The organism is Nigerium massiliense (assembly GCF_000826085.1).
In the GTDB taxonomy this organism is placed as follows: Bacteria; Actinomycetota; Actinomycetes; order Propionibacteriales; family Propionibacteriaceae; genus Propioniciclava; species Propioniciclava massiliense.
On sequence record NZ_CCYM01000002.1, the window covers coordinates 801,445 to 815,924 of the forward strand.

Consider the following 14,480-nt stretch of genomic DNA (forward strand, 5'->3'; position numbering starts at 1 on the left):
AGGGCGACGGGACGTCAGCGCCCGACGGTGATCTCGGCGATTCGGCCCTGGAAGCCGGTGCCGGTCTCCGCCGGCGGGAGCCGGGTGAGGTAGACCAGCACGAACCGCGTGGACACGCGGCGGTCGAGCGTCACGGTGAACTCGCCGCTGCTCGCGGGGAAGTCGGCGACCCGGCGCCAGGCGTTCTGGGACGTCATCGACGGGACGGCGTCCGTCGCGGTCTCGGGAACCCGGACCTGCCCGGTCGCGGCCCCCGCCCCGACGTCGAGGCGCACCCAGCCCACGTCGCGCACCTCGCCGAGGTCAACGACGAGACCGACGCCGGGCTTGCGGCCGTTGAAGTCGGCGGTGCGTCCGTAGCGCTCGGTCGTCCAGGCGGTGGCGATCGACCCGTCGATGGCCCGGCCGGCCTGGGCGGCGTTCTCGGTCCCGTCGCCCCCGTCCGCGCGGGGGTCGAAGTCGCGCACCGCGGAGACGGGGTACGTCTCGGCCGGACCGGTCGGCCCGCGGCCGCGCAGGTAAGCCCCGCTGAACACGGCGATCAGGCTGAGCACCATCACGGCCAGGAACGCGATGAGCAGCACCTTGGTGCCCGTCCGCTTCGGCTCCTGGGTGGGGGAGCGGTGCGCGTGGGCGAACCCGCGCGGGCCCTCGGCGTCCTCGTCGTCATCGTCGTCCGTGGCGAGCCGGCGCGACGAGGACGGCGGGGTGAAGGACGCCGTGGAGTCCGCATCGTCGGAGGGGACGGGGCCGAACGCGTCGGTCGTCTCCTCGTCCTCGCCCTCGTCATCGGAATCGTCCGGGTCGTCGTCCCCGTCCTCGTCGTCCGCCCGCCCGGGGCCGACGAGCCCGGCCCGATCCCAGCTCGAGTCGGGCAGGGACCGCACGGTGCGCTCCGCGCCGGCGTCGGGGTCGTCGTCGTGGGAGTGCGGCCGGATGGACGGCACCGCGGGGTCCCCCTCGTCCGACCCGTCGGGCTCGACGGGCCGGCTCAGGCTCTCCCGGACGCCGCGGGCGGCGGACGTCGCCCGTACCGGATCCTGTACCGGGGTGAGCGGGTAGCGGACGCGCCGGTCGAGTTCGTGGGCGGCGTCGCGACCGCCGAGGATGCGCGAGAGCGCCTGGCTGATCTGCAGCGCCGTCGTCAGCGGCTGCTTGGCGCGGTCCGGTTGCAGGATGCGCTCGACGACCGAGCTGATGTCCGACGAGTTGCCCGCCCGCACCTTCCGCGGCGGCAGCAGGCGTCCGCGGCTGTCGGTCGGCCCCTCCTGCAGGCCGTAGTCGCGCCCGCCCGGCCAGCGTGCGAGCAGCGCTGCATACAGGACGTTGCCGAGGCCCTGGACGTCCTGGGCCTCGCCGGTCGACTCGTCCTCCTCGTCGGACGGCTGCAGCGCGGCCTCGACGAGGAAGCCGACGATCTTCACGTTCCCGCTGGTGGTGATGACGACGGTGTCGGGGTTGATGCGGCGGTGGTAGAGGTGCTGGGCGTGCATGCCGACCAGCCCGTCGGCCAGCTCGCGCACCATCCAGGCGGCCTCGAGCTCGCTGAGCGGACCCTGCTTCAGCACGAGCTCGAGCGACTGTCCGGGCACGTACTCGCAGACGATGTAGGAGCCGCGGACGCCGTCCTCGACCAGCACGGCGTCCAGCACGCGCAGGAACCGCGAATCGGTGGCCGGCGCAGCGCGGCGGGCCTCGTCGAGGATCTGCAGGGTGCGTGGCTCGCCCGGGTCGAGGACGTGGACGAGCACCGGCCGGGCCAGCAGCGTGTCGAACCCGAGCCAGGTGCAGGTGCCGCCGCGGCGATACAGCGCCTTGTCGAGCCGGTACCGGTCGCTGAGAAACTCCCCCGGCTCGTTGGCGCCGGTGTCGATCGCCGCGCCGGGAGCGTCCTCGGTGCCGGGGGTGGGGTAGGACGCCGCGACGGCGTCCAGGCCGACGCCGTCGTTCACCGGCGTGCCGGTCGCGTCGGGACCGGGCGCGGCGGGCTGCTGGTCGTCTGGGGCGCCGCGTCCGCGCCGGCGCAGGATCGAGGTCAGCTGGGACGCCTCCGGCACCTTCAACAACCGCGCGCAGCCGAAGAAGAGCAACCCCGCGACAGCGACCGCGCCGACGAGCCCGGCCAGGACGATCGGCCGCGATCCCGTGTTCAGGGTCGCCCGGGCGATGAACAGGGCGATCAGCGCGCCGGGCAGCACGGCGAGGGCGAGGCGTCCGAGCTGCTGCAGGACGGGGCCGCCGTCCAGGGCGGGCAGACGCGTGCGCAGCGAGCGCCATGTGATGAAGGCGCCGAGCAGGTACGACACCGCGTACGCCACCGCCAGCCGCGGCGCGACGGTTGACGGCGTGGCGTCCAGGAACACCAGGAAGTAGGCCACCGCGGCGTTGACCGCCGAGATCGCGATCTGCAGGAAGAACGGGGTTCGGGTGTCCTCGAGCGCGTAGTAGCCGCGCAGACAGACGTACTGGATGGTGTAGGGCACCAGGCCGAGCGAGAAGCAGGCGAGGGTCAGCCCGACGGCGTGCCAGTCGCCCGCCGCGGCGCCGTTGCCGAACACCAGCATCGCGAACGGGTCGGCCAGCACGAGCAGGGCGACGGCCGCCGGCACGATGAACGTGTGGGCGAGCCGCAGCGTCCGGACGGTCTCGGCGGCGACGCCGTCGTAGTCGTGCACGGCGGCGAGCCGGGACGCCGACGGCAGCATCGCGGTCGCCAGCGACACCGTCAGCAGCGAGTGCGGCAGGATCCAGACCAGGTAGGCCGTGTTGTACGTGGAGTAGCCGGCCCCGCGTCCGCCCGCCGTGGCGTTGGTGGCGAGCTGGGTGATCAGCAGCGAGACCAGCTGGGTGAGCAGGACGTAGCCGAGCATCCACTTGGCCAGGTGGAACGTCTGGCCCAGCCCCTGCCCCTTCAGGTCGAAGCGCGGCCGGTACCGGAACCCGATCGCGCGCTCCGCGGGGATCAGCGCCACCGTCTGGAGCACGATGCCGAGCGTCGAGCCGCCCGCCAGCAGCAGCACCTGCTGGTCGGTGAACGGCTCCGACTTGTTGCCCTGCGTGCCCCACACGGCGACGTAGCTGCCGAGCACGGCGATCTGGACGATGTTGTTCACGATGGGCGCCCACATCATCGGGCCGAAGCGGTCCCGCGCGTTGAGCACCTGCCCAACGAGGAAGAACGCCCCGAAGAAGAACAGCTGCGGCATCGTGATGTAGGCCATCAGGATGAGCTGGTCCCAGTGCGCGGCCAGCGCGGGTACCCGCCAGCCGGGGGCGTACAGGCCCATGATCTGCGGGGTGAAGACGAGGGCGATCGCGGTCACGATCGCCAGCGCCGCGAGGAACGCGGTCATGATGCGGTTGATGAACGCTTCGCCCTCGTCGGCGTCCTGCTTGATGTGGCGGACGATCTGCGGCACCAGGACGGTGTTGAGCGCGCCGCCGGCGAAGATCATGTAGAGGTTGTTCGGGATGACGGTGGCGAGGTTGTAGGCGTCCACCTGGCGGGTGGTGTTGCCGAGCGCGACGGTGACGAGGACGGCCTTCACGAACCCGAGGACGCGGGAGATCATCGTCCCCGACGCCATGATCGCCGTCGCGTTGAGCAGACGCTTGCCCGAGGCCTGCTCGTCGGGCCTGTCTGCTCTCTCGCTCATGCCCGGGTCTTTCCTCTGTTCTGCCGCTGAACCTGCCGGATGCGCCAGGCGGTCGAGACGACCAGCACGACGCCGGAGACGATGGTGATGATCCACCCGACGGCTCCGAGGTTCGTGGCCTCGACCGTGGACGTCTGATCGGGGGTCAGCCTACGTTCATCGAGCGTCTCGACATGGAAGTGGACGCTCACCACGCCGTTGCCGGTCGCCGCCACGGCCAGCGGGACGGTCTCGGAATCTCCGGGCCGAATCGTCGTTTCCTGCGACGGGGAGACGTCGATGCGCAGGGAGTTGTCGGAGACCGCCGCCACCCGGACGGTGATGGTGTCGCCCAGCGTGTTCGTCACGGTGACGGGGAACTCGCTCTGGTCGGACGTCATCGTCACCACCGACGTCGTCGACAACCGGATCCCGCCGCGGAGGGCGTCCCGTCCCACGCGGCTCTCCATCGCCGCGAGGTAGGCCTCCTGGTCCTGCGGCTTCCCGAGCCACGACTCGCTGACGAGCCGGGACGCCTGCGCGGTCCGCGCGTCGCCGACGCCGGAGCGCGGGGCGGCGATGCCGTAGGTCTCCATCGCCTGCAGCAGGGCGTCCGTGCGGCGCAGCAGTCCCGGGCTGACGGCGGTGCCGGGGTCTCGGACCTTCGGTAGCGCCGCGGCGGTCGGCGGGGTCTCGAGCAGGTCGCCGAGCGTGCGCCGCTCGATCCAGCCCGGCGCGGAGCCGCGGTCGGTGGCGACGTCCTGGGCGGTGCGCAGCACGCGGACCTCGGTGCCGGCGGCCTGGGTGAGCGCCAGCCTGGCGAGGTTCTGGTTGAGCGCGGTGTTCGGCAGGGCGGCCTCGTCGGCGAGCTGGACGCCCGGGACGATGGCGCCGACGACCCGGGCGTCGCCGATGCGCGTCCAGGGGCGTCCGGCCGGGAGCGAACTCGTGAGAATCGGGATGTTCTCGGCGGCGAGCTGGCGCAGCCCCTTCTCGCCGAGGTGCGTCACCGACGCGATGACAGGCAGGCCGAGGCCGGAGGCGTCCGTCGCCTCCTTGGCCCGCCGTAGCACGCCGGGATCGTCGAGGTCGGCCGCCCCCGTGACGTCCGGGCGTCCGTACAGGAGCTGGAAGCCGGTGTCCTTGGGCAACTGGGCGAACTTGGCGAGCCACTGGCGGGCCGCCTCGCGCCCGGCGCCCGCGCGCGTCGTCTGGCCGGAGACGACCTGGTAGCCGTTGGCCATGTCCTGGACGGCTGCGTAGAGCTCGGGGTCGATGGCGTAGCTGACGCCGCGGTCGCCCGCGGCGCTGAGCAGCGCGTCGAGGCGTCCGGTGAGCTCCTGGGCGAGCCCGTCGTCGGCGAACAGCCCCGGCTTGATGACCCGCGGCACCGACGAGAGTTCGACGACCGAGGTGAGCTGCGTCGGCCGGTCACCAGGCACCGTGAGCAGCGACCGGGCCGCCCCGACGCGCGACACCGCCTGCGCAGGGGAGGCGGACGCCGTCGCGTTCGCCCCGATCCAGTAGGTGGCGCCGCTGGGCAGGCCCAACTGGCTCAGCGTCGCGGAGACCGAGAACCGCCCGGACGCCTGTGGCGAGAACGCCGCCCCGTTCGAGGTCAGCGCGACGCTGCTCGTCGGCAGCGAGCGGTAGCTGGCCCCCGATGGGGACTCCCGGGCGGCGAACGCGGCGGTGATCTGGGTGCGGGTGGTGAGGGCCTGTCGGGCACGCCAGAGGTTCACCCGGACGTCGTAGGCGGGCTGGGTGGCGTTGTTCGTGACCGTTCCCTCGAGGGTGACCAGGGAGTCCGGCGTCGTGCCGCCCAGCCGGACGGCGGTGAGCTGGACGTCCAGGCCCGGGGGATCGCCCGGGGCCGCCGCCGCCGTGGTTGCGCCCAGCGCAAGCAGCGGCGCCAGCAGCGACAGGACGAGTGTGACGACCCATGCGGGACTGCCGAGCGCCGGAGCCGGGGCTGGACGGGTCGCGGTCACCGCTCCATGGTAAGGCCCGCGGTCACGGTCCGAGGGAAGCCGGTAAGCTGTTCCACCGTGCCAACTTTGACTCCGCCCCAGCGCCAGGCCCTGGAGCGCGTGGTCACCACAGCCCCGTCGATCCGTCGGCTGGCCGAACTGTTCGGCTCCGCCGGTCACGAGCTCTCCCTCGTCGGCGGTTCCGTGCGTGACGCGTTGCTCGGACGCCTCGGCAACGACCTCGACTTCACCACCGACGCCCACCCTGACCAGATCGAGGCGCTCGTCCGCACGGTGACGCGGGCCACCTGGGACGTCGGGCGCGACTTCGGCACCATCGGCGCCCGCGTCGTCGAGTCGGACGGGCGCGAGTGGGTCGTCGAGATCACCACCTACCGGGCCGACGCGTACGACCCCGAGTCCCGCAAGCCGGTCGTGGCGTTCGGCGACAACCTGCACGACGACCTCGTCCGGCGCGATTTCCGGGTCAACGCGATGGCGCTGTCGGTCGTCACCGGCGAGTTCACCGACCCGTTCGACGGGCTGGGCGACCTGGAGGCGGGCGTCCTGCGCACCCCCACCGACCCGGAGATCTCGTTCAGCGACGACCCGCTGCGCATGATGAGGGCCGCGCGGTTCACGTCCCAGCTGGGTTTCACCGCCGACCCTTCGGTCGTGCGCGCGATGACGGACATGGCCGACCGCATCACGATCGTGTCGGCCGAGCGTGTCCGCGACGAGCTGACCAAGCTGCTGCTCACCGACGACCCGCGCGCCGGGCTCGACCTGCTGGTGACCACGGGGCTGGCCGACCGGGTGTTGCCGGAGCTGTCGGCGCTGCGCCGCGAGGTGGACGAACACCATCGCCACAAGGACATCTACGAGCACACGCTCACCGTGCTGCAGCAGGCCATCGAGTTGGAGAAGGCCCGCGGACACGATCCCGACCTCGTCAATCGGCTGGCCGCCGTCATGCACGACGTCGGCAAGCCGCGCACGAAGAGGTTCGAGGACGACGGCAAGGTCTCGTTCCACCACCACGACGTGGTCGGGGCGAAGATGACCCGCAAGCGCCTGCAGGAACTGCGGTTCCCCTCGGACGTGGTGAAGGCGGTGGCGAAGCTCGTCGAGCTGCACCTGCGGTTCCACGGCTACAGCGTCAGCGAGTGGACAGACGCGGCGGTGCGCCGCTACGTCCGCGACGCCGGCGACCAGCTGGAGCACCTGCACATCTTGACCCGCGCCGACTGCACCACCCGTAACCAGCGCAAGGCCGCCAAGCTGCGCACGGCCTACGAGCAGCTGGAGTGGCGCATCGACGAGCTCGCCAAGGCCGAGGAGCTGGACGCGATGCGCCCCGACCTGGACGGCACCCAGATCATGGAGCTCCTCGGCATCGCGCCGGGGCCCGCGGTGGGGGAGGCATACCGCTTCCTGCTGGAGCGCCGCATCGAGGAGGGGCCGCTCGGGCCCGACCGGGCGCGCGAGGAACTGCTCGCCTGGTGGGCGGAGCGCCAGCAGGCCTGACCGCGCGTAGCGGCCCGGCGGGCCCGGGCGCGCGAGGAACTGCTCGCCTGGTGGGCGGAGCGCCAGCAGGCCTGACCGCGCGTGGCGTCCGGGCGGGCGGGTCGGGGTCCTACGATGACCGGTATGCGCCCGCCCCAGCGTCCGGTCTACGACCCGCCGGCCAAGATCCACGGCGGTTTCCTGAGCCAGGTGCGCCATGTCGATCTCGTCGAGAACCTCTTCTTCGGCGTGGCGATGGTGTTCTCGTTCCTGTTCGCCGTGGCGCTGCTGTTCCAGGCGCGGCTGACGTTCGTCAGCCTGCTGTACCTGCTGGGTTTCTGGGCGGTGATGTCGTACTTGGCGCTGCCGCGGCTGCACCGCGTGCTCTCGGCGCTGTACCTGCCCGACTATTTCATCGGACGCACCCGGGCGGCCGACGGCATGCTCGGCGACCCGATCAACCTGGCGTTCAACGGCGACGAGCAACAGATCCGCCGGGCGATGCACAACGCGGGCTGGGTGGAGGCCGACCCGATCGACCTGACCGCGAGCGTGCGCATGGTGATCGCGTCGCTGACCAAGCGCAGCTACACGACGGCGCCGGTCAGCCCGCTGTTCCTGTTCAACCGGCAGCAGGCGTTCGCCTTCCAGCAGGAGGTGAAGGGCAGCCCGTCTCAGCGGCACCACGTGCGGTTCTGGCCCTGCCCGCCGGGCTGGAAGCTGCCCGGCGGCCATGAGGTCGGTTGGCTCGCCGCCGGCACGTACGACCGCTCGGTGGGCCTGTCGCTGTTCACCTTCCAGTTCACGCACAAGATCGACCGCGACATCGACATCGAGCGCGACTACATCATCGAGACCCTGCGCTACGCCGACCAGGCCATCACCGTCCGCGTCATCAAGGACTTCTCCACGGGCTACCACGGACGCAACGGCGGCGGCGACCTGATCGTCACCGACGGTGACCTGCCGATCGTGGACGTCCGCGCGGTCGAGCCGCGCCCTGTGCCGGTGCGCGCCCCCCGGATGGACCTGGCGCACGAGGTGGGGCGGCGTCCGTTCTCGGTGGTGGCCGCCTTCGCGCTCACGCTGATCAGCACCGTCGGCTCGTTGATCGCCGGGGGGATCGAGGTCGCGCGCTCCGGCTCCGACATCGCCGAGGTGGGCCTATCGGGAGTGGCCAGCGTCGTCGTGGCCTTCGGGCTCGTCGCATTCGTCATGCTGTTCCTCGCCTGGCGCACGTACGAGGGGGGCGAGGTGGCGCGGCTCATCATGCTGGTGATGCTCAGCCTCACCCTGGGCCAGGCGCTGATCGCGACGCTGACAGGGGACCATCCGGCCGCGTGGGGCCTGGTCAACACAGGCACGGACCTACTGACGATCTACGCCCTGACAAGCCGCTCCGCCCGTGGATGGACGGCGACCCGGCGTACCGCCCGCCGCGAGAAGCGGCTAGCTTGCGGCCTGGCCGGCACGGCTCCGGTCCGCGCGGGACGAACCGATGCTGGCGACGATGACGCAGGCCATGGCGAGCAGCTCGACGGGCCCCAGCTCCTCGCGCAGGACGAGGAACGCGAAGAACGCCGCGACGGCGGGCTCCATGCTCATGAGGATCCCGAACAGCCCCGGACGGATTGACCGCAGCGCCACCATCTCCAACCCGTAGGGGATCACGGACGACAGGAGGCCGACCAACGCGCCGGCCAGCCAGATCCCCGGATCGGCGAGCGCCCCGCCGCCGGTCGCGGCGGCCGTGCCCAGCGCCACCGGGGCGAGCGTGACCGCCCCGACCCAGGACGCGAGCGTGACGCCGGTGACGCCGTCCCAGCTGCGTCCGGTCGGTCCGGCGAGGAGGATGTAACCACCCCAGAACGCCCCGGCCAGCGCCGCGAGGCCGACGCCCGTCCAGTCGAGCTGGCCGGGCGTGAACCCGAGCAGGACGACGCCGGTCGCGGCCAGCGCCGTCCACACCAGGTCGGTCACCTTGCGGGAGCCCAGCACCGCGACCGCCAGCGGCCCGAGGAACTCCACGGTGACGGCCATGCCGACCGGGATGCGGGAGATGGCCAGGTAGAACGCGATGTTCATGCCGGTCATGCAGGCGCCGTAGCCGAGCACCGGCACCCACTCGCCGGCGCTACGTCCGCGCAGGCGCGGCCGGGCGACGAGGGTGAGGACGACCGCGGCCGCGAGCAGGCGCAGCCAGGCGATCGTCCACGGCTCGGCGCGTCCGAACAGCGACTTCGCCACCGACGAGCCGAGCTGCACCGACGCGATGGCGACCAGCACCAGGGCGACCGGCGGGATCGGGGGCAGGGTCGGCCGGCGCATGCCGCCGTTCTATCACCCCCGGACGACCGGCCGGGCCCGGTGCGCCGTGAGCTTCGCGCCCGCCGGAACGGACGAGGCACTTGCGCCAGGGGAACACTGACACAAGACATGGTCTGAGCGCTATGGTCTGGGAAGGCGATGGAGGGGCCACGACGTCGCGGCCCTCCCCGTTGCACATATTTTCCGGATAGTCCGAACGCTCGATGAACCAGCGACGAGCGCCAGGACGACCCCAGCATAACGGTGCGATGGCAGCACCGATCCGACGCTGCGACCCCCTCCACGGTCGGGAGTCGTTCCAGAAAGGGACCGTTCTCATGCAGACTGACACGATCCTCGAGGTGGAGCGCGAGTACGCCTACCCTCGCGGCACCGTCTTTCGCGCTTTCACCGAGCCACAGGCGTTGGCGCAGTGGTTCGCCCCCACGGGCTGGCACGTCGTCCCGGAGTCGGTGGAACTCGACCCCCGATTGGGGGGACGGCTGCGGCACACCAAGGTCCGCGACGACGACCCCGACGTCACCTGGGTGGTCGACGGCGTCTACACCGAGGTCTTCTACCCCGACGTCTTGGTGACCCGACAGCGCATCTCCGGGGTCAAGGGCATCGACGCCTCGCGTCCGGTCGAGCTCCGCGTCGAGTTCACCCGGACGGGCACCGACAACACGATCCTGCGGATCATCCAGGGCCCCTACACCGAGGAGGCGGCCCACGACTACAGCGACGGCTGGGAGTCGATCCTCGACCACCTGGACAGCTACCTGCGAGACCAGGAAGGGGGCCGAGCATGAGCGAGAACCCGGTGAAGAACGCGGCCATCGTCCGGCACAAGCCGATGATGACGATGAAGCAGATCCTCTTGATGAACCTCGGGTTCTTCGGCGTCCAGTACAGCTTCGGCATGCAGCAGACGGCCATCAACCCGATCTACAGTTTTTTGGGCGCCTCCCACGAAGACCTGCCGCTGCTGAACCTCGCCGGCCCCGTCACCGGCCTGTTCATCCAGCCGCTGATCGGTGCCTTGTCGGACCGCACCTGGATCTCCCACGGCTTCTTCCGCGGACGTCGCCGCCCCTTCTTCTTGATCGGCGCGTTCGGCTGTGCGCTGTCTCTGGCGCTGTTCCCCTTCGTGTGGGCGGTCTGGATGGCCGTCCTGCTGCTGTGGATCATGGACGCCTCGAACAACACCGCGATGGAGCCCTACCGCGCGTTCATCGCCGACCGGCTGCCGCCGTCCCAGCTCGGCAAGGGCTTCCTGGCTCAGTCGTTCTTCACCGGCCTGGGCATCACGCTGGCCAACCTGTCCCTGATGTTCTTCCAGAGCATGTTCGGCGTCGGCCAAAGCGTCGGGATCCCGCTGTGGGTGTACCCGGCGTTCTTCTTGGGGTCGGTCTCGGTACTGGTGACGATCCTGGTGTCCGTGATCTCGACGCCGGAACTCGAGCCCAACGAGAAGGAGCTCGCCGCGATGCGCGCCCAGAAGGGCCGGGGCGGCATCGGCAAGTTCGTCAGCGAGATCAAGGAAGCCGTCGTCGATATGCCGGTGCAGATGCGCAAGCTCGCGCTGGTCTACCTGTTCCAGTGGTACGCGATGAACTGCTACTGGCAGTACATCTCCTTGTCGGTGTCCCAGTCGCTGTATGGCACCACCGACAGCGCGAGCCAGGGCTACCAGCACGCCGTCGCCGACACCGGCGTCCTCAACGGCGCCTACAACATCGTGACGTTCTGCGTCGCGTTCTGGCTCGTGGCGTTGGCCCGCCGCTGGGGCGCGAAATGGGTGCACGCCATCTGCCTGTGGTGCGCGACGGTGGGACTGGTGCTGCTCCCGCAGATGCCGACCCTGCCGCTCAAGGTCGTCGCCATCATCGGCCTGGGGGTCGCGTGGGCGTCCATCATGGGCGTGCCCTACATCATGATCGTCCGCATGGTGCCGTCCACCCGCTACGGCGTCTACATGGGCATCGTCAACATGATGATCGTCATCCCCATGCTCATCCAGACCCTGTCGTTCGGCGCGATCTACAAGAACCTGCTCGGCGACAACCCGAACAACGCGATCGTCTTCGCGGGCGTCTTCCTGGGGATTGCGGGTCTGATCATGTTGTGGATCAAGGAGCCGCCGATCGTCCGCGACGTCGACACGGTAGATGAACCCGCCACGGCGCTGGGAGACTGACCCGTGACCACTTTCGAACTTCGGCTGGCCCGCTACGGCGCCGACCTCGAGGCGAGCCTGCGGGCCGTCTACGGGGAGAGGACGGACGGCCTGTTCGCGCGGGTGATCGAGCTGATGCGGCGCGCGCTGGAGCGGCGACCCGAGGAGCTTCGGCAGCTCGACGAGGCCCGGCTGCTGCGGCCCGACTGGCTGCAACAGCCCGGGATGATCGGCTACGTCGCCTACGCCGACCGCTACGCGGGCGATCTGCAGGGCGTGGCCGACCACCTCGACCACCTCTGCGACCACGGCGTGACGTACCTCCATCTGATGCCGCTGCTCAAGCCGCGCGCCGGCGAGAACGACGGCGGCTACGCGGTCGCCGATTACCGCGCCGTCCGCAACGACCTGGGCACCGTCGACGATCTCGCCGACCTGACCCGCGAGCTGCGCTCCCGCGGCATCTCGCTGGTGATGGACCTCGTCCTCAACCACGTGGCCCGCGAGCACGAGTGGGCCCGGAAGGCGCGCGAGGGCGACCCGCACTACCGCGACTACTTCTACCTGTATCCCGACCGCACGGAGCCGGACGAGTACGAGAAGTCGCTGCCCGAGGTGTTCCCCGACTTCGCGCCGGGCAACTTCACCTGGGACGACGAGATCGACGGGTGGGTCTGGACGACGTTCAACTCCTACCAGTGGGACGTCAACTGGACGAACCCGGACGTCTTCTGCGAGTACCTCGACATCATGCTGTACCTGGCGAACCTGGGCGTCGAGGTGATCCGGCTGGACGCGATCGCGTTCATCTGGAAGCGGCTCGGGACGTCCAGCCAGAACCAGCCCGAGGTGCACCACCTCACCCAGGCGTTGCGGGCGGCACTGCGCATCGTGGCGCCCGCGGTGGCGTTCAAGGCGGAGGCCATCGTCGGGCCCGACGACCTCATCTACTACCTCGGCGTCGGCTCGCACCACGGCCAGGTCTCCGATATGGCCTACCACAACAGCCTGATGGTGCAGCTGTGGAGCATGCTGGCCTCCCGCGACACGCGCCTGACGGAGGTGGCGCTCTCGGCGTTCCGGCCCAAGCCGACGAACACCACCTGGGCCACCTACGTGCGTTGTCATGACGACATCGGCTGGGCCATCGGCGACGAGGACGCCGCCGCGGCGGGGCTGGACGGCGCCGCGCACCGCTCGTTCCTGTCGGACTTCTACGCCGGGGCGTACCCGACGTCGTTCGCCCGGGGCCTGGTGTTCCAGGAGAACCCGGCGACCAACGACCGAAGGATCAGCGGGACGCTGGCCAGCCTGGCCGGGCTGGAGAAGGCGCTCGAGTCGCGCGACGAGCGAGCCGTGGACGCCGCGGTGCAGCGGATCCTGCTGCTGCACGCGGTGATCCTGGGTTTCGGCGGCGTCCCGCTGCTCTACATGGGCGACGAGTTGGGGATGCTCAACGACTACTCCTACGCCGACGACCCCGACCACGCCGCGGACAACCGGTGGGTGCACCGGCCGCGGATGGACTGGGAGCTGGCGAGGCAGGCGTCCGAGGATCCGGGAAGCGTGGCCGGCCGGATCAACGCCGGACTGAAACACCTCATCGCCGCCCGCAAGCGGACGCCGCACCTGCACGCGTCCGTGGAGAGCACCGTGGTGCCCAGCCCGGACGCGCGGTTGCTGATCCTGCGCCGTGAGCACCCGCTCGGCCGGATGCTGCAGGTCTACAACGTCACCGAGTGGGCGGTGCAGCTCGAGTGCGCGGTGCTGCGCGAGCACGTGGGCGGCGAGGCGTCCGAAGTGCTCTCGGGCTACGACTACTCGCTGGCGCCGTATTCGCTCACGCTGACGCCGTACCAGGCGTTGTGGTTGGTGGAGAAGGTCACGCCGCCGACGTCGCACGCCTGACGGTTCGGCGCGGTCACTCCTCCCGGAGGGTGTCGTCGGCGTCGTCGCGACGGGTCTGGCCGGCGTCCCGAGGCTCAGGGGCGTGGACGGTGCCGGCGAGCAGCGGCCCCCGAATGCCCGCCCGCCGCAGGGCGACGACCGAGCGCTCCAGGATGTCGCGCTGGACGCCCCAGTGCTGGTTGGGCGCGCACTTGGCGAAGATGCGGATCGTCATGGTGCCGCCCTCGACGGCGTTCACGCCCGCGACGTCAGGGCGCTCGAGCAGGACGTTCGCCCACCGCGGGTCGTCCTCGACCTTGTCCATCTCGTCGTTGAGAACGTCGATGACGCGGGAGGCGTCCTCGTTGTAGGCCACCGGGACGTCGATGGTGCCGGTGGAGTAGCCCTGGGACTTGTTGCCCAGCTTGGTGATGTCGCCGTTGCGGAAGTACCAGACCTGGCCCGAGACGTCGCGGACGCGGGTGATGCGCAGGCCGATGTCCTCGACGGTGCCGGTCACGTCGCCGATGTCGACGAGGTCGCCGACGCCGTACTGGTCCTCGAGCAGCATGAAGATGCCCGAGAGGTAGTCCTTCACCAGCGACTGCGCGCCGAACGCGAGCGCCGCGCCGCCGATGCCGGCCGAAGTGAGGATCGGGCCCATCGGGAAACCGAGCAGGTCGAGCACGATGAGCACCGCCACGATCGTGATCGCGATCGCCACCGCGCTGCGCAGCACGGAGCCGAGCGTGAGGGCCCGGGCGTTGTGCCGGCGGTGCGCCGCGACCTTGGACGCGCCGAGCACCCGGTCGGCCCGCTCGCCCTGGCCTTGGTCGCGTTGTTCGCTGCGCTGCACGGCGGCGTCCACCGCGGCGTTGATCGTGCGTCCCAGAAACCAGCGCAGGACGAACGACAAGACGATCGTCAGCAGGATCAGCAGCGGGGTGGCGGGCCATTCCCACGTGACCAACGGGATGAGCAGCGTCATGGCCCCAT

At 70.6% G+C, this 14,480-nt stretch carries 8 protein-coding genes and 1 pseudogene; 5 read left to right on the forward strand and 4 right to left on the reverse strand.

Features of this window, described 5'->3' with window-relative positions; translation table 11 throughout:
• Window positions 1-14: 14 nt before the first annotated feature.
• Window positions 15-3,656, reverse strand: coding sequence for a murein biosynthesis integral membrane protein MurJ (gene murJ, locus BN1187_RS05150; protein ID WP_052462308.1), 3,642 nt, complete (start codon window positions 3,654-3,656; stop codon window positions 15-17).
• Window positions 3,653-5,626, reverse strand: coding sequence for a DUF6049 family protein (locus BN1187_RS05155; RefSeq protein WP_040159309.1), 1,974 nt, complete (start codon window positions 5,624-5,626; stop codon window positions 3,653-3,655). Before BN1187_RS05155 ends, murJ begins: the two co-directional genes overlap by 4 nt.
• Window positions 5,627-5,632: 6 nt before the next feature.
• On the opposite strand from BN1187_RS05155, the gene BN1187_RS05160 reads away from it, so the two are divergent.
• Both BN1187_RS05160 and BN1187_RS14825 read left to right on the forward strand, forming a co-directional pair.
• Window positions 5,633-7,132 (forward strand): CCA tRNA nucleotidyltransferase, encoded by a 1,500-nt coding sequence (locus BN1187_RS05160; protein ID WP_040159311.1) that lies wholly within the window; start codon window positions 5,633-5,635, stop codon window positions 7,130-7,132.
• A gap of 327 nt (window positions 7,133-7,459) precedes the next feature.
• A pseudogene (locus BN1187_RS14825) lies at window positions 7,460-8,065 on the forward strand (LssY C-terminal domain-containing protein); the annotation flags it as partial.
• A gap of 495 nt (window positions 8,066-8,560) precedes the next feature.
• On the opposite strand, the gene BN1187_RS05170 reads toward BN1187_RS14825, so the two are convergent.
• Entirely contained in the window at window positions 8,561-9,439 is an 879-nt protein-coding gene (locus BN1187_RS05170) for an EamA family transporter (protein ID WP_072041959.1), read from the reverse strand.
• A 317-nt stretch (window positions 9,440-9,756) separates the two neighbouring features.
• Between BN1187_RS05170 and BN1187_RS05175 the strand changes: the two genes are divergently transcribed.
• The 3 genes from BN1187_RS05175 to BN1187_RS05185 all read left to right on the forward strand — a co-directional run bounded on the left by BN1187_RS05175 (window position 9,757) and on the right by BN1187_RS05185 (window position 13,505).
• A complete protein-coding gene (locus tag BN1187_RS05175) occupies window positions 9,757-10,230 on the forward strand; it encodes an SRPBCC family protein (RefSeq protein ID WP_040159314.1) in 474 nt (157 codons plus the stop codon).
• Complete coding sequence (locus tag BN1187_RS05180) at window positions 10,227-11,618, forward strand: MFS transporter (RefSeq protein WP_052462310.1); 1,392 nt, start codon at window positions 10,227-10,229, stop codon at window positions 11,616-11,618. The genes BN1187_RS05175 and BN1187_RS05180 overlap by 4 nt, the downstream gene beginning before the upstream one ends.
• A gap of 204 nt (window positions 11,619-11,822) precedes the next feature.
• Complete coding sequence (locus BN1187_RS05185) at window positions 11,823-13,505, forward strand: amylosucrase (protein WP_218184595.1); 1,683 nt, start codon at window positions 11,823-11,825, stop codon at window positions 13,503-13,505.
• 13 nt (window positions 13,506-13,518) lie between these two features.
• Here the strand turns inward: BN1187_RS05185 and BN1187_RS05190 are convergent, their stop codons facing one another.
• Window positions 13,519-14,472 (reverse strand): mechanosensitive ion channel family protein, encoded by a 954-nt coding sequence (locus BN1187_RS05190; protein WP_072041960.1) that lies wholly within the window; start codon window positions 14,470-14,472, stop codon window positions 13,519-13,521.
• Window positions 14,473-14,480 lie beyond the last annotated feature (8 nt).